Below are 21,740 nucleotides of genomic sequence, written 5' to 3' on the forward strand. Positions count from 1 at the left end.
CAGAACCGGCCGTGCGATGCAACGTCGTAGCTTCTTCAATCATTGGTGGGCCCACCTGGCCTCGAACCAGGGACCGACCGGTTATGAGCCGGTGGCTCTGACCAACTGAGCTATGGGCCCGAATCGGTGTTTCCATGCGCAAACGCATATCCCGTCTATTCGAGGAACGTCCGCAGCCGCTTGCTGCGGCTCGGATGCCGCAGCTTCCGCAGCGCCTTCGCCTCGATCTGCCGGATCCGCTCCCGCGTCACCTCGAAGTCCTGGCCGACCTCCTCGAGGGTGTGGTCCGACTTCTCCCCGATCCCGAAGCGCATCCGCAGGACCCGCTCCTCCCTCGGCGTCAGGCTGCCCAGCACCTTGTCCACCTGCTCCGCGAGGTCGATGTTGATCACCGAGTCCACCGGAGAGGCGGTGTTCTTGTCCTCGATGAAATCGCCGAGGTGGCTGTCCTCCTCCTCCCCGATCGGCGTCTCGAGGGAGATGGGCTCCTTGGCGATCTTCAGGACCTTGCGGACCTTCTCGAGCGGGATGTCCATCCGCTCCGCGATCTCCTCGGGGGACGGCTCGCGCCCCAGCTCCTGGACCAGGTACCGCGACGTGCGGATCAGCTTGTTGATCGTCTCGATCATGTGGACCGGGATCCGGATGGTGCGCGCCTGGTCGGCGATCGCCCGGGTGATCGCCTGGCGGATCCACCAGGTCGCGTACGTGGAGAACTTGTACCCCCTCCGGTACTCGAACTTGTCCACGGCCTTCATCAGCCCGATGTTCCCCTCCTGGATCAGGTCGAGGAACTGCAGCCCGCGGTTCGTGTACTTCTTCGCGATCGACACCACCAGCCGGAGGTTCGCCTCGACCAGCTCCCGCTTGGCCTCGCGGACCTTCCGCTCGCCCCGCTCGATCGAGGACAGCGTCACCTTGATCTCGGGGGCGGAGAGGCCCGCCTCGCGCTCCACCTTCCGGATCGCGTTCCGGGATTCCTTGAGGGCCGTCTCGTACTCGAGCAGCCTGTCCTTCTTCACGTGGTACTTCGAGGCGGCCTTCGCCAGCCCGTCCTTCTGCTCCCGGATCTCCTTGAATACGCGCAGCAGCTCCTTCTCGGGATCCTTCACCTTCCCGGGGAGCTTCACCCGGTCGCAGACCTCCCGGATGCACGCCTCCGCGGCCTCCACCAGGTCGGCGTACCGGCGGATCTTGTCGCCGATGACCTCGATCTGCCGCTCCTTCAGGTGGATCTCCTGGATCGACTCCACCACCCGGTCGTGCAGCGCCGCGACCTTGGACTTCAGGAGCGTCCGCTCCTTCTCCGGGAGCCCGCCCTTCTTCAGGCGCTGCTCGATCTCGACGGCGCTCTGGTGGGTCCGGCGGATCCGCAGCACGATCCGCAGCACCTTGTCCAGCGCCGCCTTCTCCTCCTCCTCGGTCGACTCCTCGTCGAGGTCCTTGATGACGTCGCGGATCAGGATCTCGCCGTTGCGGAGCTTGTCGCCCAGCCGGAACAGCTCGTCGAGGGCGATGGAGCAGCTCTTCACGGAGGACACGATCTCCCGCTCCCCGTCCTCGATCCGCTTGGCGAGCGTCACCTCGCCCTCGCGGTTCAGCAGCGGGATGGAGCCCATCTCCTTGAGGTACAGGCGGACGGGGTCGTTCCCCTTGATCCCGCCCGGATACTCGAACTCCTCCTCGACGGCCGGCTCCTCCTCGACGGCGGCCTCTTCCTCCTCCTCTTCCGCCGCCGCCTCCTCGCCGAGCAGGAGGTTCGCGACGGGGATCGGGACCTTCTGGTAGTCGTCCACGACCTCGATGGAGTTCTCTCCGAAGATCTCCATGACGTCGTCGATCTGGTCCCCCGTGAGCACGTTGGGGGGCAGGACGCTGTTCAGCTCGTCGTAGGTGACGAACCCCTGCGCGCGCCCCTTTTCGACCAGGCCGTCGATGCCGTCGGGTGCTTTCCGCCTCGCCATCTTTCGATTCACCTCGTCATCGGGATCTGCGTTCCGATTCCAGCCGTTCCTTTTCCTTCTTCGCGGCCAGCACGCCCGCAAGGAGGGAGACCTTCTCCTCCTCGGACCGCGCGGCCTTCATCCGCTCCTGCAGCGTCTCGATCTCCCGCTGCCGCGCCCGGATGCGCAGCGCCAACAGCGCCGCGGGATACCGAGTCCGCGCTTCCCCCTCCGGGAAATCGGCCCGCACGATCTCGGCCGACAGGCGTTTCCTGAGCGCTTCGGGAAGCCGCTCCTCCATCAGCGCGACCGCGCCCTCCGCCGCTCCCCGCTCCGAAAGCTCCGCCAGCCGCCCGGCCAGCTCCCGGGCCTCCACGTCGGTCAGCAGGGCGAAGGCCCCGTCCTCGCGGGCATCGCGCGCCAGCGACGGGTCCGCGGCCAGGAGCTGCAGCAGGAGGCTCTCCTCCGGAAGGGGATCGGGCGCCCCGGCCGGGGATTCCGCCGGAGGGGGCTGCCCCTTCTCCGCCTGCCCGATCTGCCGATGGATCGTCTCCGCCGGGAGACCGGTCTTCTGCGCCACCCGCTGGACGTACAGCTCCCGCTCCGCGGGGGCGACGATCCATCGCAGGTACTTGTCCATCAGCCTCACGTAGGAAAGTTTTCCGGAAATGGACTCGAGATCGTATTTCCGGGAAACCCCCCGCTCGATGTATTCCATCAGGGGCCCCGCACCCTCGATCCTGAGGACGATCTCCCCGGCCGGAGCCGCCTTCGCCCAGTCGTCCGGGTCCATCCCCTTCGGGGGGAAAAGGACTCTGGGGCTGACTCCGGCTGCGTAAAGCGGTCCCCCGGATCTCACGGCGGCCATCTTCCCGGCGACGTCTCCGTCGTAGAATAGGATGACGTTCTCGGACAACCGCTTCAGGGTCCGGGCATGAAACTCCGTCAGCGCGGTCCCGCAGGTCGCCACGACGCTCCGGATCCCTTTCTGCCACAGGCCGATCAGGTCCATGTACCCCTCGACCACCACCACCCGCCCGTCGCTCCGGATCGAGGGGAGCGCCTGGTGCAGGCCGTACAGCAGCGAGCTTTTCCGGTACAGCTCCGACTCCGGGGAATTCAGATACTTCGGGACCGCGTCGTCGACCGCCCTCCCGCCGAACCCGCAGATGCGCCCGCGCGAGTCCGCGACCGGGAAAAGGACCCGTCCCCGGAACCGCTCGCGGTGCCCCCGGTCGGAGGAGACCAGGAGCCCGGCCGCCTCCGCGCGGGCGGGATCGATCCCCGCCTTCTTCAGGGCCGCCATCAGCTCCCCGCCGTGCCCCGCCCATCCGAGGGCGAATTCCCGCTCCGCCTCCGGCGTGATCCCGCGCCGCTTCAGGAACTCGCGCCCCGCCTTCCCCGATGGGGATTGCAAAAGCTCGCGGTACGTTTCCGACGCCAGCCGGAGGATGGCCCAGAGATCCTCCTTCGGACGGAACCGGGCGGCACCCCCTTCGTACCGGACCGTGACGCCGTACCGCTCGGCCAGCTCCTCCACCGCGTCGGAGAAGGAGAGGCTGCGCGACTTCATCAGAAAATCGATCACCGACCCCCCCTCCCCGCAGCCGAAGCACTTGTAGGCCTGGCGGGTGGGATGGACGAAGAAGGACGGCGTCTTTTCGCGGTGGAACGGGCAGAGCCCGCGGTAGTTCGCCCCGGCGCGGCTCAAGGGCACCGTCTCGGAAATCACCTCGACGATTTCCGCGCGGTCTCTCACTTCCCGGATCGTGGATTCGGAAATACGTCCTCCCACGGCTCTCCTTGAAGCGGAATCCGCCTCGCGCCCGGTCCCTGGGGGGAGCGGTTCGAAAAAAAAAGCGCCCGGCGATGCCGCCGGCGCGGAAAGCTCCCTTGCCCCCCTATCCGGCGAGGAGGCGCCGGACCGTGTCGTTGACCGCCTTGCCGTCCGCGCGGCCCGCAACCTTCGGCATGACGGCCTTCATGAGCCGCCCCATGTCCGCGGGCCCCTTCGCCCCCGTCTCCGCGATCGCCTCGCGGACGAGCGCCTCGATCTCCCCCGGGGAGAGCGCCTGCGGGAGGTACCGCTCGAGCACGGCGATCTCGGACTTCTCCTTCTCCGCAAGCTCGGGCCGGTTCCCCTGCAGGAACAGCTCGATCGATTCCCGCCGCTGCTTGACCATCGCCGCGATCACCTTGAGGACTCCCTCCTCGGGAAGCTCCGAGCCCGAAGAGATCTCCTTCCGCGTGACCGCGTCGATCTCGCGGTTCTTGATGGCGGCAACCGCCATCCGCAAAGCAGAAAGGGCCAAGGAGTCGCGCTCCTTGGCCGCCTTCTGCATGTCCTGCCGGATCTGTTCCCTGGTTCCCAAGGTTACCGGCTGCTCATCTTCTTCATTTTCTTCAAGGCCCGTTTCCTGGCCGCCAGCGTCTTCTTCTTCTTCTTGACGCTGGGCTTCTCGTAGTGCTCGCGCTTTCGGATCTCCGACAGGATCCCGGCCTTTTCGCACTGTTTCTTGAAACGCTTCAGGACGCTCTCGAAGGGCTCCTCTTCCTTCACTCGGACGCCCGGCATGTAGGAATCACCCCTTCCGGTGCAACGTGACTGCCGAAAATCCTTTTATCTTACCCTATTTGCTCCCCCCGTCAAGGAGGAAAACCGTCCTTTCCCGACCCTCACCCGTACCGGCAGAGGTACGCCGTCTGCCCTTCCGCCTTCACCTCGAACGTCACCCCCGCGGGCACCTCGAAGGTCTCGCCGGGCCCAGCCGCGAGCCACGGCTGCCCCGGCAGCCGATACCGGAGGGCGCCCGCCACCACGGTCATCCGTTCCCGCTGCGAGGTCCCGAACGCGTACTCCCCCGGCTCGATGACCCCCACCGTCGCGTCGCCGACGGCATCCGAAAATCCCAGCGACTGCACCTTGTCGTCGAAATAGCGGTTGTGCCGCATCGCGTCCGCCCCTTCAGCCCATCTTGTGATCGAGGGGCCGGCCGCCGATCAGGTGGAAATGCAGGTGCGGGACGACCTGCCCTCCCTGCTCCCCGTTGTTGATCACGATCCGGTAGCCGGTCTCCGCGACGCCCTTGTCGTTGGCGATCTTCGCCGCCAGGCGCAGCGCCTTCCCCAGCATGGGGGCGTCGGCCTTCCCCACCTCGTTGAGGTTCTGCATGTGCTCCTTGGGAACGATGAGCACGTGCACCGGCGCGACCGGTTGTATGTCGGCGAAGGCGACCAGGTCGTGGTCCTCGTAGATGGGCTGCGCCGGAACTTCCTTCCGTGCGATCTTGCAGAAAATGCAGTCGTCGCTCATTCGGTCTTCCCCCCTCGCCGATATGCGCTGCGATAGAAACAGCTCCGTTCCCCGGTGTGGCACGCGGGTCCCTGCTGGCGGACGCGGTACAGGATCGTGTCGACGTCGCAGTCGTAGAGGACCTCCTCGACGTCCTGGAAGTGCCCCGAGGTCTCCCCCTTCACCCAGAGCGACTTCCTCGAGCGGCTCCAGTAGGTCGCGTGCCCCGAGGAGAACGTGTTGCGGATCGCCTCCCCGTTCGCCCACGCCACCATGAGGACGGCGTTGTCCGTCACGTCCTGCGTCACGACGGGCACGAGCCCCCGCTCGTCGAACTTCACGATCCCGATCAGCTCCTCGGCCTTCATCGCTCCTCCGTCACCCCCCGGCCCGCCGTCCCTTGCCCGCCGCCGGAGGCGACGGACGGCCGGACGGAAACCCCGCGGCTTCTCAGGTACCGCCTTGCGTCCTCCACGGTATGCTCCGCGAAATGGAAAATGGAGGCGGCCAGCACCGCGTCCGCGCCTCCCGCCGTCAATCCCTCCAGCAGGTGCTCCAGCGTCCCCACGCCGCCGGAGGCGATCACGGGGATCCCCACGGCGTCGACGACGGCCCGCGTCAGCGGGATGTCGTACCCGTCGCGCGTCCCGTCCCGGTCCATGCTGGTCAGCAGGATCTCGCCCGCCCCCAGCTCCTCCATCCGGCGCGCCCATTCCACGGCGGGGATCCCGGCGGGCTTCCGCCCGCCGTGGGTGTACACCTCCCACTCCCCGGGCCTTCCGGGAACCGCCCGGGCGTCGATCGCCACGACCGTGCACTGGCTTCCGAACCGCTCGGCCGAGAGCCGCACCAGCTCCGGATCGTTCACCGCGGCCGTGTTGATCGACACCTTGTCGGCCCCCGCCAGCAGGAGCGCCCGGATGTCGTCGATCGTCCGGACTCCCCCTCCGACCGTCAGCGGCATGAAGACCTGCTCCGCCGTCTTCCGCACGACGTCGATCAGGATGTCCCGCTTCTCGTGCGACGCGGTGATGTCGAGGAAGACCAGCTCGTCGGCCTCCTCCCGGTCGTACCGCGCCGCGATCTCCACGGGGTCTCCCGCGTCGCGCAGGTCCACGAAGCGGACCCCCTTGACGACCCGCCCGCCCCGGACGTCGAGGCACGGGATGATGCGCTTGGCCAGCATTCCCCGGCCTACCTCCGCTCCGCCTTCAGCGCTTCGGCCAGGTCGATCGACCCGTCGTAGAGGGCGCGGCCGATGATCGCGCCGCTCACCCCCTCGCCTTCCATCGCCCGGAGCGCGCGGACGTCGTCGAGCGTCGTCACGCCGCCCGAGGCGATCACCGGAACGGACACGCCCTTCGCGAATTCCCGGATGGCGTCGAAGTTGGGGCCCACCATCATCCCGTCGCGGCTGATGTCGGTGTAGACGAAGCACGACACGCCGTTCTTCTCGATCCGGCGCGCCAGGTCGACGGCGACGAGCCCCGTCACCTCCACCCATCCGCGGATCGCCACGCGGCCGTCGCGGGCGTCGATCCCCACCGCCACCTTCCCGGGGTAGGCCCGCGTGATCCGGACGACCTCCTCGGGGTCCCGGACGACGGATGTGCCCAGGATGATCCGCGACACGCCGGCTCCGAAGTACCGGGACGCCGCGTCGAAGTTCCGCACGCCGCCGCCCACCTGGACCGGGACGCCGGCGGAGGAGGCGATGCGCGTGATGATGTCCGCGTTGACCGGCTTTCCCAGGAACGCGCCGTCGAGATCGACCACGTGGAGCTGCGACGCCCCCGCCGCGACGAACTTGCGGGCGACGTCTAACGGGGAGTCGGAGAAGACCGTCGAGTCCTCCGCGCGCCCCTGGCGCAGGCGTACCGCCTTCCCTCCCTGGATGTCGATCGCCGGTATGACCTGGAACGGCATCGCCCTGCCCTCTCACGCCGCCTTGCACAGGCGGCCGAAATTTTTCAGCAGGCGCAGCCCCGCCGCCTGGCTTTTCTCCGGGTGGAACTGGACGGCGAACCGGTTCCCGCGCGCCACGGCGGCGGTGAACGGGACCCCGTACGTCGCACTGCAGACCGCCGCGTCCGGATCGGACGGCGCGGCGTAATACGAATGGACAAAGTAGAAGTACGTCCCCGACGGGATCCCTTCGAGGACGGGATGGTCCCGGAGGATCTCCACGCCGTTCCATCCCATGTGCGGCACCTTCAGTACGCCGCCGCCCTCCGCGGGCATGCCGGCGGGGAACCGGACCACCTTGCCCGGGAAGAAACCGATCCCCTCGTGCCGGCCGAACTCCTCGCTCTCGGAGAGCAGGAGCTGCATCCCCACGCAGATCCCGAGGAACGGCCGGTCCGACGCCAGGTATTCCTTCAGGAACGGAAGCAGCCCCTGCCGGACCACGTTCCCCATGCAGTCGCGGAAGGCGCCCACTCCCGGGAAGACGATCCCCCGGCAGGGCGACAGCTCCGCCGGATCGCCGCTGACGGTCACGCGGAACCCGAGCGACTCCAGCGCCTTCCCGACGCTGCGCAGGTTCCCCATGCCGTAATCGACGACGCCGATGTCCGTCAACCCATGACCCCCTTGGTGGAGAGGACGCCCTGGACGCGCGGGTCGATCCGCGACGCGTCGGACATGGCGCGCCCGAACGCCTTGAAGACGGCCTCCACCGTGTGGTGCGCGTTGGAGCCGTACTCCACGTTGACGTGCATGCACACCCCCGACGACTGCGCGAAGGCGCGGAAGAACTCCTCCACCAGCTCCACGTCGAACCTCCCCACCTTCTCGTTCCTGAGGGGGACGCGGTAGACCAGGTGCGGCCGTGCCGAGATGTCCACCGTCACCGCCGCCAGCGCCTCGATCATCGGCACCACGGAGTGGCCGTACCTCGCGATCCCCTTCATGTCGCCGAGCGCCCGCCGGAACGCCTCGCCGAGGCAGATCCCGACGTCCTCCACCAGGTGGTGGTAGTCGACCTCGATGTCCCCCTTGCCCAGGACCGTCAGGTCGAACAGCCCGTGGCGCGAGAACAGGGTGAGCATGTGGTCGAGGAACGCCACCCCCGTCTCGATCCGCGATGCCCCTTCCCCCTGGAGCCGCAGGGAAAGCTTGATGCTGGTTTCCTTCGTCGTCCGCTCGACCTGGCTTTCCCTCGTCATGGCCGCTTTCCTTTCCCCGCGAACCTCGCCCGGACCGCTTCCGCATGGGCGTCGAGCCCCTCCTTCCGCGCCAGCCGCACCACGTGGGGGGCGTCGGAGCGGAGGGCGGAAATTTCATATGATACCACGTTGGTTTTCTTGAGGAAATCGGCAACTCCGAGGGGGGAGGAGAAGCGGGCGGCGCCTCCCGTGGGCAGGGTGTGGTTGATCCCCGCGATGTAGTCCCCCACCGCAACGGGGCTGTACCGGCCCAAAAACGCCGTCCCGGCGTTGCGGATCCCCTCGAACGACTTCCAGGGGTCCCGGGTCGCGACGACCAGGTGCTCCGGCGCCAGCCGGTTGACGACCGCCACCCCTTCCGCCTGCGTCCGGACGAGGAAGCCGTCGCCGCGGGAAAGCGACGCCGCCAGGATCGCCTTCCGCGAAAGGAGCCGGGCCCGGCGCGCGATCTCCCGCTCCACCTTCCCGGGGAGCGATTCCGAGTCCGTCACCAGCGCGACGTACGCGTCCTCGTCGTGCTCCGCCTGGGAGAGCAGGTCCGCCGCCACGCACGCGGCGTCGGCGCTCCCGTCCGCCAGCACGGCCAGCTCGCTCGGTCCCGCCAGCATGTCGATCCCGACGATGCCGAAGAGCTGCCGCTTGGCCTCGGTCACGTAGGCGTTGCCGGGCCCGGCGATCACGTCGACGGCGGGCACGGAAGGCGTGCCGAAGGCCATCGCGGCGACGGCCTGCGCTCCGCCGATCCGGTACACGGCGGAGACGCCGGCGATCCGCGCCGCGGCGAGGACGACGTCGGGCACCTTCCCGCCGGGAGCGGCGCACGCGGCGATCACCTCGGGGACGCCGGCCACGCGGGCCGGGATGGCGTTCATCAGCAGGGTGGAGGGGTACGCCGCCTTGCCGCCCGGAACGTAAACTCCCGCGCGCGCGACGGGGGAAACCCGCTGCCCGATCGTCGCGCCGGGCAGGGATATGCCGTACCCCGTCTCGATCTGCCGCCGGTGGAAATCGGAGATCCGTTCGGCGGCGAGCTCCAGGGAGCGCTTCAGGGCCGCGGGAACGCGCCGCCAGGCGGCGTCGATCTCCCCCCTGGAGACGGCGAATCCTTTCGCCGCGGGATCGAAGCGGTCGAATTTCACGGTGTACTCCGCCAGCGCCTCGTCGCCGCCCTCGCGGATCCGGGCGATGACCTCCGAGACCACCGCGGAGACTTTCGCCCCTTCCGCCACGCCCCGGCGCGACGCGCGCGACAGCGCTTCCCGGAAGCCCGCCGTTCCCGACCTGACCCACCGCATCCGCCTCTCCTCCTACTCCTTGACCCGCGCGATATCGGCGCCGAGGGAGCCGAGCTTGTGCTCCAGCGCGTCGTACCCCCGGTCGAGATGGTATATCCGCAGCACTTCCGTGGTGCCCGCCGCGGCCAGCCCCGCCAGGACGAGCGACGCGGAGGCGCGCAGGTCCGTGGCCATCAGCGGGGCGCCGGAGAGCTTCGGTACGCCCTTCACCGCCGCGGTGTTCCCTGACACGTCGATCGCGGCACCCATGCGCCGCAGCTCGGCCACGTGCATGAACCGGTTCTCGAAGATCGTCTCCGAGATTATGCTGAACCCGTCGCCCAGGCTCATGTAGGCCATGAACTGCGCCTGCATGTCCGTGGGGAATCCCGGGTACGGGGCCGTCTTCACGTTCACCGACCGGATGGGGCCGCTCCGGGCGGCCCGCACCCCGCCGTCGACGGCGCCCGCCTCGGCGCCGCTTTCCCGGAGCTTGTCGAGGACCGCCCCCATGCTCCCCGCGTCCGCCCCCTCGACGGTCACGTCCCCGCCCGTGATCGCGCCGGCCACCAGGAGCGTGGCGGCCTCGATCCGGTCCGCCATCACCTCGTGCCGAACCCCCCGCAAGGACCGGACGCCGCGGATCACGATCTCGTCCGTCCCTTCGCCCTCGATGTCGGCCCCCATGCTCCGGAGGAGCCGCGCGAGGTCGCACACCTCGGGCTCCAGCGCCGCGTTGGAGAGGACGGTCGTCCCTTCGGCCAGGGCGGCCGCCATCATCAGGTTCTCCGTCCCGGTCACCGTCTTCATGTCGAAGCGGATCGCCGCGCCTTTCAGCCGGTCGGCCGTCGCCTCGATGTAACCCTCGGCCAGGGCGGTCTTCGCCCCGAGGAGCTCGAGCCCTTTCAGGTGCTGGTCGATGGGGCGCGCGCCGATGGCGCATCCCCCCGGCAGAGAGATCCTCGCCCGCCCGTACCGCGCCACCAGCGGGCCCAGGACGAGCACGGAGGCGCGCATCGTCTTGACGAGGTCGTAGGGCGCCTCGGCCTTTTCCGCCGTGCCTGGGACGATGCGGATCGTGTCCCGCCCCGTCGCGTCGAGGCTGCGCGACATCTCCGCGCCGAGGATCCCGAGCAACTTGCCGAACGTGGAGATGTCCCGCAGGACCGGCACGCCGACGATCTCGACCGGCCCCTCCGCGAGCAGCGACGCGGCCATCGCGGGAAGCACGGCGTTCTTGGCGCCGGAGACGCGGCACGACCCCGAAAGGGGTCTGCCGCCCTTGATGACGAAGATGTCCACCTTCTACCCGCGCTCCGTTTCCGGTTTCGCCCATCCGGCGTAGCGATCGCGCCCCGCGAGGTCCCGGAAGACCCCGAGGAACCTCAAGGGACCGGAAGGCAGGGCGGCGACGGCGGCTCCCTGGTCGGCGCCGATCTCGCACCAAAGCTCGCCCCCGGGGGCGAGCAGGCCGCCCCCGCCCTCCGCGAGGCGCCGCAGGACGGACAAACCGTCGGGGCCCGCCAGCAGCGCCCCGGAGGGTTCATGGTCCCGGACGGCCGGCGGGAGGGAGGACCATTCTCCTTCGGCGACGTACGGCGGGTTCGAGACCACTACATCAAATCGATCCCCGCATTTCAAGGCGGAATATGCGTCGCAGCGGGCGAAGGCGACGCGGCCCGCGACGCCGTGCCGCCTCGCGTTCTCCCGGGCGACCCGCAGGGCGGCGGCCGAGACGTCCGTGGCCACCACGCGGATCCCGGGCGCCTCGGCGGCCAGCGTCACGGCGATCGCGCCGCACCCGGTCCCGACGTCTAAGACGCGTGCGCCTCTCCGGCGGAGCGCCCGCTCGACGAGCCCCTCCGTCTCCGGCCGGGGGATCAGCGTGTCCCGCGTGAGCAGAAACTCCCTCCCGTAAAAGTCCCAGCTCCCGAGGACGTACTGCAGCGGCTCCCCCGCCGCCCTCCGCGCGAGGAGGGGGGCGAGCGCTTCCGCGGCGTCCCCCGTTTCGGCGTCCATGGAGAGGAACAGCCGGCCCGCAGGGATGCCCGTGACCCGGGAGACGAGGATCTCGGCCTCGCGGTCCGCTGCGTCCGGAACGCGGCCCGTCTCCCGGCGGCACAGCGCGAGGAGCTGCGAAAGCCGCACGGCTATTTCCGGAGCGCTTCGACCTGGGCCTGGGCCGTCAGGGCGTCGATAAACGGTTCGAACCCGCCGGCCAGGACGGAGGAGAGCTGGTGGACGGTCAGGCCGATGCGGTGGTCGGTGACGCGGTTCTGCGGGAAGTTGTAGGTCCGGATCCGCTCGCTGCGGTCGCCCGTCCCCACCTGGGAGCGGCGCAGGTCGGCGCGCTCGGCGTTGCGCTTCTCCATCTCCGCCTCGTACAGGCGGGAGCGCAGGATCTTGAGCGCCTTGGTCTTGTTCTTGAGCTGCGACTTCTCGTCCTGGCACTGGACCACCACCCCCGTCGGGACGTGCGTGATCCGCACCGCGGAGTCGGTCGTGTTGACGCTCTGCCCGCCGGGCCCCGAGGAGCGGAACACGTCGATCCGCAGGTCGTCGGGATGGATCTGCACATCGTATTCCTCCGCCTCGGGCATCACGGCCACCGTCACCGTGGAGGTGTGGATCCGTCCGCCCGCCTCGGTCGCGGGGACCCGCTGGACCCGGTGGACCCCCTTCTCGAACTTGAGGCGGCTGTAGGCCCCGTGCCCCTCGATCGAGGCGATCACCTCCCGCGTGCCCCCGAGCCCGGTCTCGTTCCGCGAGAGGACCTCGACCTTCCAGCGCTTCCCCTCGGCGTACATGGCGTAGGCGCGGAACAGCTCCGTTGCGAAGAGGGAGGCCTCCTCGCCGCCGGCGCCGGCGCGGATCTCGATCAGGATGTTCTTGTCGTCGTTGGGGTCCTTCGGGATCAGGAGGATGCGGATCTCCTGCTCGAGGCGCTCCTTCTCCGCGTTGAGCCGCTGGATCTCCTCCCGGGCCATGGCCTTCAGATCGGGGTCGGACTCCGAATCGGCCAGCTCCCGGTTCTCCTCGAGCTCCTTCTCCGCCCTCCGGTACCGGGCGTGCGCCTCGGCGATGGGGCGCAGCTCGGCGAGCTCCCGCCCCACCCGCTGCATCTCCCGCGGATTCCCCGTGACGGAGGGATCGGACAGGAGCCGCTCGAGCTCCGGGACCTTCGCCGCCAGCTCTTCGAGCTTATCCCACAAGGTCCGCCTCCGGGGGCGCGCTTCCCGACACGCGGCGGAACGAGGCGATCGCGACCTCGATCTGGCGCAGGTCGGGCTCCCGGGTGGTCAGCCGCTGGAACCAGAGCCCCGGCGCGACGAGGGCGCGGAACAGGGGGGAGCCGGCCCTGCGGGCCGACAGCCGCAGCACCTCGTAGGAGGCGCCCGCGATCGCCGGGATCAGCGGGAGCCGCAGGAGCGCCTTCGTCAACAGGGAGCTTTCCTTCGGGATGAGGGAGAAGACCAGGATGCTGATCACCATGACGAACAGCAGGAAGCTGGTCCCGCAGCGGGGGTGCAGGCGGGGGAACGGCTTCACCGATTCGGGCGAAAGCTCCGCCTTCGCCTCGTAGGCGGAGATCACCTTGTGCTCCGCGCCGTGGTACTCGAAGATCCGCCGGATGTCCTTCATCAGGGTGATCGCGAGGATGTAGAGGACGAAGACCAGCACCCGGATCGCGCCGTCGGCGAGGTTGAACGCGAGCGTCCCCGTAAGCGCAGGGAAGACGCCGGAGAGAAGGTGCGTGGCGTACAGCGGCAGGAGGAAGAACAGCCCGACCGCCATCGCCAGCGCCGCCGCCATCGCGCCGGCCATGGCCAGGCCGCCGCCTTCCCGCGGCGCCTCCGGGGCCGCCCCTTCCGCGTCGGCCGCCGCCTCGTCCGCCGAAAACTGCAGGGCGCGGTAGCCGATGGCCAGCATCGCCGCCATCGTCAGCACCCCGCGCACCAGCGGGACCTTCGCGAACCGTTTCCGCGCGGGCGATTCCGCGAGGGGGAAGTCGCGCACCCGGATCTCGCCGTTGGCCTTGCGGACCGCGACGGCGAACGCGTCGGGCCCCTTCATCATCACGCCCTCGATGACGGCCTGTCCCCCCAGCACCAGCTCTTTCGGTTCCGCAGTCGTCATCCGTTCTCCCGGCTTTCCAGGGAGGCGATCTCGAGCCGCACCTCGGCGGCGGCGCCGCACGACATCTTCCCCTCGGGGCAGCGCCCCCGGACGCACCCCGGGCCGGCGCCCTCGAACAGCAGCGGCGCCTTCTCCCTCGCGACGGCCAGCATGCGCAGCGCCATCTCCCGGATCTCCCACTGCGCCCTCCGGCACGTGCGCAGGGAGAAGAAGTGGTGGAGCTCCCGAGCGTTCATCGTGATCAGGATCTTGGTCTCCGTGGCGTTGGGAAGGACGAAGCGCGCGTCCTCCGCGGGGATCCCGGCCTTCGTCAGCTTCGCGTAGAGCCGGGAGGACGCCGCCATGTGGCGCTCGTACTCCCGAAGGAGCGCCGGATGCCCCTCGACGGTGGCCGGCGTCACGTAGCCGAAATCGGCGGAGACGTACCTCTGGCTCTGCTGGGAGTAGGAGGCGATCCGGTGGCGGACCAGCTGGTGCGAGGCGGCCCGCGAGATCCCCTCCACGCCGAAGGTGAAGGCGACGTGTTCCAGCGTGGAGGCGTGGCCCATCGACAGGACCTTTCGGACCAGGCCGCGGACGTCCTTGCGGGAGACGTCCTCCTTCAGGTCGCCGATCCCGGCGGCCGAGTAGCAGAGCCGCGCGGCGAGGGCGACCATCCGCTCGGGCTCGGGGGTGCACTGGAGGAGAAGGACCTTCACCGCGGCGGGGTCCTCCTGCTTCAGGCCTTCGCCCCCTTCGTGTACTTCTTCTGGAACTTCTCGATCCGTCCCGCGGTGTCGATCAGCTTCTGCTTGCCCGTGAAGAACGGGTGGCAGTTCGAGCAGATGGCCACCTTGATCTCGTCCGTCGCGGAGACGGTCTCGAACGTGGTCCCGCACGCGCACTTCACCGTGGAAGGTACGTAGTTGGGGTGGATTTTCTCTTTCATGGCCGGTCGTCTTCCTTTCTTCCTTCGCTTTCAGGGTATCGTCAGGCGTTCATCGACTCGATGAATTCCTTGTTCGTCTTGGTCTTGGAGATCTTGTCGAGGAGGAACTCCATGCTCTCCGCCGGGGAGAGCGGGGAGAGGAACTTCCGCAGGATCCACACGCGCTGCAGGAGGCTCTTCTCGAGGAGCAGCTCCTCCTTCCGGGTCCCGGACTTGTTGATGTCGATGGCCGGGAAGATCCGCTTCTCGGCGATCTTCCGGTCGAGGACGAGCTCGTTGTTGCCCGTGCCCTTGAACTCCTCGAAGATCACTTCGTCCATCCGGCTGCCCGTCTCGATCAGCGCGGTGGCGATGATCGTGAGGGAGCCGCCCTCCTCGATGTTGCGCGCGGCGCCGAAGAACCGCTTCGGCTTCTGGAGCGCGTTGGCGTCCACGCCGCCGGAGAGCACCTTCCCCGAGGGGGGGACGACCGCGTTGTAGGCGCGCGCGAGGCGGGTGATGCTGTCGAGGAGGATGACGACGTCCTTCTTGTGCTCCACCAGCCGCTTCGCCTTCTCGAGGACCATCTCGGCCACCTGCACGTGGCGCTGCGCCGGCTCGTCGAACGTCGAGGAGATGACCTCCCCCTTGACGCTGCGCTGCATGTCGGTGACCTCCTCGGGCCGCTCGTCGATGAGCAGGACGATGAGGACGACCTCGGGGTGGTTCTTCGAAAGCGCGTTCGCGATGTTCTGGAGGATGATCGTCTTGCCGGCGCGCGGCGGCGAGGTGATCAGCGCCCGCTGCCCCTTCCCGATCGGCGCGATCAGGTCGATGATCCGCGTGGAGTAGTTCTCCTGGGCGTGCTCCATCCGGAACTTCTCCTGCGGGTAGAGCGGCGTCAGGTTGTCGAAGAGGATCTTGTCCTTGCTGAGCTCGGGGTCCTCGTAGTTGATCTTCTCGACCTTGAGGAGGGCGAAGTACCGCTCGTCCCCCTTGGGCGCCCGGATCTGCCCGCTGATCGTGTCGCCGGTGCGCAGGCCGAAGCGGCGGATCTGGGAGGGCGAGACGTAGATGTCGTCGGGCCCCGGGAGGTAGTTCGAGTCGGGCGCGCGGAGGAATCCGTAGCCGTCAGGCAGCGCCTCGAGGGTCCCTTCCCCCGATACGATCACCTCCTGGTCGGTCTGCGACTGGAGGATGGCGAAGATGAGCTCCTGCTTCTTGAGGCCGGCGGCGCCGTCCACGTTCATCTTCTTCGCGATCTCGGTCAGCTCTCCGATCCGCATGCCTTTGAGCTCTTTCAGGTTCATGCACGTTCTCCATTATGAAAAGGGATAGTTGGTTTACCGTGGACGAAACGGCCGTTTTCAGAGGACGGGGATTCTGTCGGAAGGCACTCCAGAATACCGTGGTTTCCCTACGAATGTCCGCTGGTCTCTTCCGGGAAATTCAAGGGTAGCGCATCGCTTCCGCCGCGTCAATCCCCCAATGCCGTAAACGCGTTGCCCCCCTTGCGGACCGACTCGTGGACCATCGCTTCCGTGTGCGTGATGAGGGTCTTCTCGTCCCCGCCGTCCTCCGGGTAGCTCGCCACCCCGATGGCGACCTTGAGGACCACGTCCTTTCTCGCCGGCGCCGACGCGTCCATCGCGGATGCGATCCGCGCCGCGACCGCCGTCGCCTTCGACTTCGGCGTCTCCGGCATCACGATGTAGAGCGACATCCCCGACCGGGAGACGGAATCGACCCCGCGGAGCAGGGTCTTCACCCGGTTCGACAGCTCGACGAAGGACTCGTCGGCGGCCGTGTGGCCGTAGACGTCGTTCATCTCCCGCAGGTGCAGGACCTTGATGAACACAAGGGAGAACGGCTCCCCGGTCCGCTTCCCCCTGGAAAGCTCCCGGAGCATCACCTCGTGGAAGGTCTTGAAGGTGCCCAATCCGGTGAGGGGATCGATCTCGGGGATGCGGCCGATCTCGTGCAGGTGCCCCTTCAGCGCGATCAGGATGGCGGACATCTGGGCGTAGGCGTCGAACGCCTCGCGGGTCACGGAGTCGGCCAGGGCGGACTCCCGGAACTCGGCGATGAAGGCGCCGACGGTCTTCCCGTGGACGCGGCAGGGGGCCGCGAAAAGCGCCTTGCTCTCGTGCTCGAAACGCCACGCGGGATCCGCCAGACGGGGGTCTCCGCCAGGCAGGACGGCCGTTCCCGAGAACGCCGCGCCGACGACCGGCAGCGTGCCCTTCGCGTACAGCTCCTTGATGAAGCTTCCGGAAAGCCCGCGCTGCGCGAACACGGACGGGGCCTGTTGCTTATCGAGCGTCAGGATGGAGACCGAGTGGAGCGGGTAGCTGTCCATCAGCACTCCCAGGAAATGGTTGGCCTGGGTTTCCTCGGATTCCCGCTTCCCGAGGAAGGCAAGGTAATCGTTTCCGATCTGCTCGCGCGTGCTGGCTGGACTCATGGATGTCGTTCCTGTCTTTGGATGAAAATCTTTCGGATTTCGAAAGGATTACTTATAAATATAGATAAAGCTTAGCTGCCGGCCGGTCAAGGTTTTTTCACGCCGGAACGAGTGGAAGCGGGGGGAGCAGATCGTGCAGGGGCCGATTCCCTCCGCCCGGGATGGGTCGATCCCCGCCTCGGCGACCGCGGCCAGGGCGATCGCCCGCAGGTCCGCGAACCACTTCCCCGGCGCGCCGCCCCGCCGCAATCCCGACCCCCCGGCCACGCCGGAGAGTGCGTCGGCCGTCTCCTCCCCCACCTCGTAGCAGCAGCACAGGGCGCACGGCCCCGCGGACGCTACCAGGCCGTAAGTGCCCTTTTCTCCTGCCTTTTCCATCAATGTCCGGACGGCCTCCTGCACGATCCCCGCGGCGAGCCCCCGCCATCCCGCGTGCACCGCGGCGACCAGGGGGATCTCCCGATGTGCGAAAAGGATTGGGACGCAGTCCGCCGTATGGACCCCGACCCCCGTGCCGGCCGCGACCGTCCAGAGAGCGTCGCCCTCCCGCTTACGGCAGCCGGGATAGTCTCCGTCTTCGGGCCCGTACGCCAGGACATCCGCGGAATGAACCTGCTTCAGCGTCCCGACCGTTTCCGGCGGGATCGAGAACACCTCCCGGAGCCGCTCCTCCCTTCCCCGCCCCTCCACGGGATCGATCCCCAGGAACGCGTGGTACACCCCCGGGACGGTCCGCAGCAGCGGCGACTGGATGAAATACGGAAGCGGTCTCATAGCGCGGCCTCCACCGCGGCCCGGAACTCGCCGAACTCCGGCGGATCCGGAACCGTGAAGCTGAGCCGCTCCCCGGTCACCGGGTGCGTGAAGCCGAGCCGGAACGCGTGGAGGAAGAAGCGCGATACCGTCACGGTGCGCGCCAGCGCACCCCTGCCCAGGACGATCTTCCGCGGCCTGCCGTAGACATCGTCGCCGACGATCGGGCAGCGCAGGTGTGCGCAGTGGACCCGGACCTGGTGGGTGCGCCCCGTCTCGAGACGGAACTCGAGGAGCGAGAACGGACCGAAGGAGGCCAGCCGGCGGTACCGTGTGACGGCGAGCCGCCCGCCCGAAGGGAGGACCGCCATCTTCTTCCGGTGGACCGGGTGCCTGCCGATCCGCGTGCTCACGACCCCTTCCGCCGCCGGGGGGGCCCCGAAGACGATCCCGTGGTATCCCCGATCCATCGCGTGGGCGGAAAGCTGCGCCGACAGCCCGCCATGGGCGGCGTCGGTCTTCGCGACGACGAGGATCCCGGAAGTGTCGCGGTCGAGACGGTGGACGATCCCCGGCCGCTGGACGCCGCCGATGCCGGAGAGCGAGTCGGCGCGCGACAGCAGGGCGTTCACGAGCGTCCCCCCGGAATGGCCCGGCGCCGGGTGGACCACCATCCCGGCGGGTTTCTCGACCACCAGCAGGTGGGCGTCCTCATGGAGGATCGCGAGGGAATGCTCTTCGGGCTCGAGTGCAAGCGGCGCGGGCGGGGGAACCGTCACCTCCAGGATCTCCCCGCCGGAAAGCCGATGGGAGGGACGCGGGACGGCGCCCGAAAGGAGCACGTTCCCTTCCCCGATCAGCCGCTGGGCGCCGGCCCGGGAGAGGCCGGAAAGCGCGGCGGGGAGGTACCGGTCGAGACGCTCCCCCGCGGCGCCGGCAGGGACGGTCAGCCGGAACGCGCCCGGCGAAAGGCCGGGCACCTACCAGGCCTTGGAAGGTATCCGCCCCGTGGGCTTGACGAGGACGTCCACCAGCGCCTGGTTGTAGAAGTTGGTGTGCTCCGCCAGCTCGGGGGCGACGCGGCTGAGATAGTAGTTCCGCCCCTCCTCTATCTCGCCCGCCAGTAGATCGAACAGGGTGTCGTTCCGGATCCCCTCCTCGACCTTCTTCACGTTGTACAGCGCGATGTCCGAGACCACCGCCCTGGCGATACGGCGCGCCACGTCCATGTCCGTAACAACGGCCATCGTCGCCTCCTTCGCCTTATCTGCTCCGCAGCGCCGCGTAGAACAGCGCGCCCTCGCGGGACACCAGCGCGGGAACGGCGGCTCCCCGCGGCAGGCGCGATACGATCTTCCGATAGTCCTCGACTCCCGCCACCGATTCCCGGTTGACGGAGACGAGGATGTCCCCCTCGCGGATCCCCCCTTCCCACGCGGGGGTGGCGGCTTCCACGGACGTCACCACCACTCCGCCTCGCAGCTCGAACTCCCGGAGGATCCTCGGGTGCACCGCGCCGACCGTCATCCCGAGCGGGTCGGCGGGCTCCATCCGGGGGGAGCGCCGGACCTGCGCCATCCCCTCGGCTTCCGCGATCCGGACCGTAACGAGCGCGCGCCTCCCGTCCCGCAGGACCTCGATGGGGACCGTGGTCCCGGGAGCGGTGGAGGCGACCTGCTGGCGGAACTCCTTGACGCCGCCGACGCGGGCCTTCCCCCACGCGATCAGGATGTCTCCCATCCGCAGCCCCCCGTTCTCCGCGGGGCTCCCGGGGACGACGCGGTTCACGAGAATTCCCTTCTCCCCCTTCGCCCCGAACGCTTCCGCGAGGTCGGGGGTGAGCTGCTGGATCGCGACGCCGAGCCACCCGCGCCGGACGGTGCCGTACTCGGCGAGCACCTGCTCCACGGCCTTGACCGTGTTGATGGGGATGGCGAAGCCGATCCCCTGGCCGGAGCTCATCATGGCCGTGTTGATCCCCACCACCTCTCCGCGGGAATTCAGCAGCGGGCCGCCGGAATTCCCCGGGTTGATCGAGGCGTCGGTCTGGATGAACTCGTCCCCGCCCTCCAGCTCCGGCTCCGCGCTGCGCCCGGTCGCGCTCACCACGCCCAGTGTGACGGTGCTCTCCAGGCCGAACGGATTGCCCACCGCGATCGCGAACTCCCCCACCTTCAGGGCGGAGGAATCGCCCAGCGTCGCCACCGGCAGCTTCCTCGACGGCTGGATGCGCAGGACGGCGACGTCCGTCCGCACGTCCGCGCCGATCACCTTCGCCCGGTACTCGCTCCGGTCCGACAGCCGCACGACGATCTCGTCCGCGTCGCGGATCACGTGCTCGTTCGTGACGATCAGCCCGTCCTCCCCGACGATGACTCCGGAGCCGAGGGAGTTCTCCCGGAAGCCGCCGTTCTCCTCCAGCAGGTCCATGAGGTACTCGGGGGGATGGCCTCCCGGCCGCGGCCCGCCCGATCCGGCCCCGGCGAGGCGGGTCACGGTCCGGATGTTGACGACCGCGGGGACCGCCCGCTCCGCGGACGCCACGATCGCCTGCTGGACCGACGCGACGTCGACCGCCGCGCCGGGCGCGTTCCCCTGCCCGCCGCCGGAGCAGCCCGCGAACAGCGCCGCCATGAGGAGCACGGCGATCCTCATGCGCTCTCCTCCATCCCGCCGCGCGGCTCCCTCCATACGGGGATGTCCGACTCCCGCGCGTACTCCGCGTCCTTCGCGATCTGACGCACCAGCTCCTCCACGGTCTGGAACTTCCGCTCGTCGCGGATCCGGTCGCGGAACCACACGGTCATCTCCTGTCCGTAGAGATCTCCGTCGAACCCGAACAGGTGCGCCTCCACCCCGAGGGAGTTCTCCCCGAAGGTCGGGTTGAACCCGACGTTCGCCACGCCCCGGTACGCCCTCCCGCCGGCCTCGGCGTCGACCACGTACACTCCCGGGAGGGGAATCAGCTCCTGCGCGTATTGCACGTTCGCCGTGGGAAAGCCCAGCCGGCGCCCCCGCGCGCTCCCCCGGATCACCCGCCCCGCCACCTTGTACGGGCGGCACAGCAGCTCCTCCGCCTCCCGCACCCGCCCCGCGAGGAGCAGCTCCCGGATCCGGCTCGAGCTCACGATCGCCCCGCCGCGCAGCAGCGGAGGCACGATGTCCACGGAGAAGCCCAGCTCCCGTCCCAGGCGCGACAGCAGCTCCGGGGACCCGGTCCGGTTCTTCCCGAAGGTGAAGTCGTACCCCACCGTGACGACTCGAGCCCGCATCCGGTCGCGCAGGATCGTCCGGGCGAACTCTTCCGGCGTCATCCCGCCGATCTCCCCGTCGAACGACTCCACCACGAACACGTCGATCCCGAGCTCCTCCATCCGCGCGGCCTTTTCGCCGATCGTCGTGATCTCGTAGAAGCGCGCGCCGGGGGAGAAGAAGCGGATCGGGTGGGGAGAGAACGTGATCACTGCGGAAAGCGCGTCCAATTCCCGCGAATGCGCCAACGTCCGCCGGATCAGTTCCCTGTGGCCGAGATGGACCCCGTCGAAGTTGCCGATCGTGACGGAGGTATCCCCCGGAGGGGAAAACCCCCGGGATCCTTCGATATATTTCATCTTAATCAAGTATGATACTACACGATGAAACTGTCGCGCCAATATCTCCTGGCGGAGATGACGGGGCCGTTCCTGATCGGCCTTTCGAGCTTCACGCTCGTGGTCCTGCTCCAGCGCTTCTCCCGCCTCGCGGAGCTCGTGGTCGCGCGCGGCGTGCCCGCGCGGCTGGTCGGCCGCCTCCTCCTCGCGCTG

At 68.7% G+C, this 21,740-nt stretch carries 26 protein-coding genes and 1 tRNA gene; 1 reads left to right on the forward strand and 26 read right to left on the reverse strand.

Annotated features, from left to right (window positions below; genetic code table 11):
- Positions 1–43: 43 nt before the first annotated feature.
- The 26 genes from AB1346_08545 to AB1346_08670 all read right to left on the reverse strand — a co-directional run bounded on the left by AB1346_08545 (position 44) and on the right by AB1346_08670 (position 21,548).
- Positions 44–120, reverse strand: a tRNA-Ile gene (locus tag AB1346_08545).
- A gap of 35 nt (positions 121–155) precedes the next feature.
- A complete protein-coding gene (rpoD, locus tag AB1346_08550) occupies positions 156–1,976 on the reverse strand; it encodes an RNA polymerase sigma factor RpoD (protein ID MEW6720483.1) in 1,821 nt (606 codons plus the stop codon).
- Positions 1,977–1,980: 4 nt separating this feature from the next.
- Positions 1,981–3,738 carry a DNA primase gene (dnaG, locus tag AB1346_08555; protein MEW6720484.1) on the reverse strand — a complete coding sequence of 586 codons (1,758 nt, stop codon included), beginning with the start codon at positions 3,736–3,738 and terminating at the stop codon, positions 1,981–1,983.
- A gap of 106 nt (positions 3,739–3,844) precedes the next feature.
- The gene (locus AB1346_08560; protein MEW6720485.1) at positions 3,845–4,315 is read right to left on the reverse strand and encodes a GatB/YqeY domain-containing protein; all 471 of its coding nucleotides are present in this window, start codon (positions 4,313–4,315) and stop codon (positions 3,845–3,847) included.
- Positions 4,316–4,317: 2 nt separating this feature from the next.
- Positions 4,318–4,518, reverse strand: coding sequence for a 30S ribosomal protein S21 (gene rpsU, locus AB1346_08565; protein MEW6720486.1), 201 nt, complete (start codon positions 4,516–4,518; stop codon positions 4,318–4,320).
- Positions 4,519–4,619: 101 nt separating this feature from the next.
- On the reverse strand, positions 4,620–4,895 hold the full coding sequence (locus tag AB1346_08570; GenBank protein ID MEW6720487.1) for a pyrimidine/purine nucleoside phosphorylase: 276 nt from the start codon (positions 4,893–4,895) through the stop codon (positions 4,620–4,622).
- Positions 4,896–4,908: 13 nt separating this feature from the next.
- Positions 4,909–5,256, reverse strand: coding sequence for a histidine triad nucleotide-binding protein (locus AB1346_08575; protein ID MEW6720488.1), 348 nt, complete (start codon positions 5,254–5,256; stop codon positions 4,909–4,911).
- Positions 5,253–5,603, reverse strand: a complete 351-nt coding sequence (gene hisI / locus AB1346_08580) for a phosphoribosyl-AMP cyclohydrolase (GenBank protein ID MEW6720489.1) — start codon at positions 5,601–5,603, stop codon at positions 5,253–5,255. The genes AB1346_08575 and hisI overlap by 4 nt, the downstream gene beginning before the upstream one ends.
- Positions 5,600–6,421, reverse strand: coding sequence for an imidazole glycerol phosphate synthase subunit HisF (gene hisF / locus AB1346_08585; protein ID MEW6720490.1), 822 nt, complete (start codon positions 6,419–6,421; stop codon positions 5,600–5,602). Before hisF ends, hisI begins: the two co-directional genes overlap by 4 nt.
- Positions 6,422–6,429: 8 nt before the next feature.
- Positions 6,430–7,161 carry a 1-(5-phosphoribosyl)-5-[(5-phosphoribosylamino)methylideneamino]imidazole-4-carboxamide isomerase gene (gene hisA, locus AB1346_08590; GenBank protein MEW6720491.1) on the reverse strand — a complete coding sequence of 244 codons (732 nt, stop codon included), beginning with the start codon at positions 7,159–7,161 and terminating at the stop codon, positions 6,430–6,432.
- Between the two features lie 12 nt (positions 7,162–7,173).
- Positions 7,174–7,815 carry an imidazole glycerol phosphate synthase subunit HisH gene (gene hisH, locus AB1346_08595; protein ID MEW6720492.1) on the reverse strand — a complete coding sequence of 214 codons (642 nt, stop codon included), beginning with the start codon at positions 7,813–7,815 and terminating at the stop codon, positions 7,174–7,176.
- Complete coding sequence (gene hisB / locus AB1346_08600; GenBank protein ID MEW6720493.1) at positions 7,812–8,402, reverse strand: imidazoleglycerol-phosphate dehydratase HisB; 591 nt, start codon at positions 8,400–8,402, stop codon at positions 7,812–7,814. The genes hisH and hisB overlap by 4 nt, the downstream gene beginning before the upstream one ends.
- Entirely contained in the window at positions 8,399–9,697 is a 1,299-nt protein-coding gene (gene hisD / locus AB1346_08605; protein MEW6720494.1) for a histidinol dehydrogenase, read from the reverse strand. Before hisD ends, hisB begins: the two co-directional genes overlap by 4 nt.
- 12 nt (positions 9,698–9,709) lie before the next feature.
- A complete protein-coding gene (gene murA / locus AB1346_08610; GenBank protein ID MEW6720495.1) occupies positions 9,710–10,978 on the reverse strand; it encodes a UDP-N-acetylglucosamine 1-carboxyvinyltransferase in 1,269 nt (422 codons plus the stop codon).
- Between the two features lie 3 nt (positions 10,979–10,981).
- Entirely contained in the window at positions 10,982–11,824 is an 843-nt protein-coding gene (gene prmC, locus AB1346_08615) for a peptide chain release factor N(5)-glutamine methyltransferase (protein ID MEW6720496.1), read from the reverse strand.
- Between the two features lie 2 nt (positions 11,825–11,826).
- Positions 11,827–12,888 carry a peptide chain release factor 1 gene (gene prfA, locus AB1346_08620; GenBank protein MEW6720497.1) on the reverse strand — a complete coding sequence of 354 codons (1,062 nt, stop codon included), beginning with the start codon at positions 12,886–12,888 and terminating at the stop codon, positions 11,827–11,829.
- Positions 12,878–13,813, reverse strand: a complete 936-nt coding sequence (locus AB1346_08625; GenBank protein MEW6720498.1) for a DUF1385 domain-containing protein — start codon at positions 13,811–13,813, stop codon at positions 12,878–12,880. Before AB1346_08625 ends, prfA begins: the two co-directional genes overlap by 11 nt.
- Positions 13,810–14,511, reverse strand: coding sequence for an FAD-dependent thymidylate synthase (thyX, locus tag AB1346_08630; protein MEW6720499.1), 702 nt, complete (start codon positions 14,509–14,511; stop codon positions 13,810–13,812). The genes AB1346_08625 and thyX overlap by 4 nt, the downstream gene beginning before the upstream one ends.
- A 20-nt stretch (positions 14,512–14,531) precedes the next feature.
- Positions 14,532–14,741, reverse strand: coding sequence for a 50S ribosomal protein L31 (gene rpmE, locus AB1346_08635; protein ID MEW6720500.1), 210 nt, complete (start codon positions 14,739–14,741; stop codon positions 14,532–14,534).
- Positions 14,742–14,782: 41 nt separating this feature from the next.
- Complete coding sequence (rho, locus tag AB1346_08640) at positions 14,783–16,030, reverse strand: transcription termination factor Rho (protein ID MEW6720501.1); 1,248 nt, start codon at positions 16,028–16,030, stop codon at positions 14,783–14,785.
- A gap of 167 nt (positions 16,031–16,197) precedes the next feature.
- Positions 16,198–17,184 carry a GGDEF domain-containing protein gene (locus AB1346_08645; protein ID MEW6720502.1) on the reverse strand — a complete coding sequence of 329 codons (987 nt, stop codon included), beginning with the start codon at positions 17,182–17,184 and terminating at the stop codon, positions 16,198–16,200.
- 48 nt (positions 17,185–17,232) lie between these two features.
- Complete coding sequence (locus AB1346_08650) at positions 17,233–17,958, reverse strand: polyphenol oxidase family protein (protein ID MEW6720503.1); 726 nt, start codon at positions 17,956–17,958, stop codon at positions 17,233–17,235.
- A complete protein-coding gene (locus AB1346_08655; GenBank protein MEW6720504.1) occupies positions 17,955–18,917 on the reverse strand; it encodes an RluA family pseudouridine synthase in 963 nt (320 codons plus the stop codon). The genes AB1346_08650 and AB1346_08655 overlap by 4 nt, the downstream gene beginning before the upstream one ends.
- Positions 18,918–19,184 (reverse strand): hypothetical protein, encoded by a 267-nt coding sequence (locus AB1346_08660; protein ID MEW6720505.1) that lies wholly within the window; start codon positions 19,182–19,184, stop codon positions 18,918–18,920.
- 16 nt (positions 19,185–19,200) lie between these two features.
- Positions 19,201–20,592, reverse strand: a complete 1,392-nt coding sequence (locus AB1346_08665; GenBank protein MEW6720506.1) for a Do family serine endopeptidase — start codon at positions 20,590–20,592, stop codon at positions 19,201–19,203.
- Positions 20,589–21,548 (reverse strand): bifunctional riboflavin kinase/FAD synthetase, encoded by a 960-nt coding sequence (locus tag AB1346_08670; GenBank protein MEW6720507.1) that lies wholly within the window; start codon positions 21,546–21,548, stop codon positions 20,589–20,591. The genes AB1346_08665 and AB1346_08670 overlap by 4 nt, the downstream gene beginning before the upstream one ends.
- Positions 21,549–21,572: 24 nt before the next feature.
- Here AB1346_08670 and AB1346_08675 point away from each other — a divergent pair.
- Positions 21,573–21,740: LptF/LptG family permease (locus AB1346_08675; protein MEW6720508.1), on the forward strand; the 168-nt coding region annotated here is incomplete at its 3' end.

This window comes from Thermodesulfobacteriota bacterium (assembly GCA_040758155.1).
GTDB lineage: Bacteria > Desulfobacterota > Deferrimicrobia > Deferrimicrobiales > Deferrimicrobiaceae > UBA2219.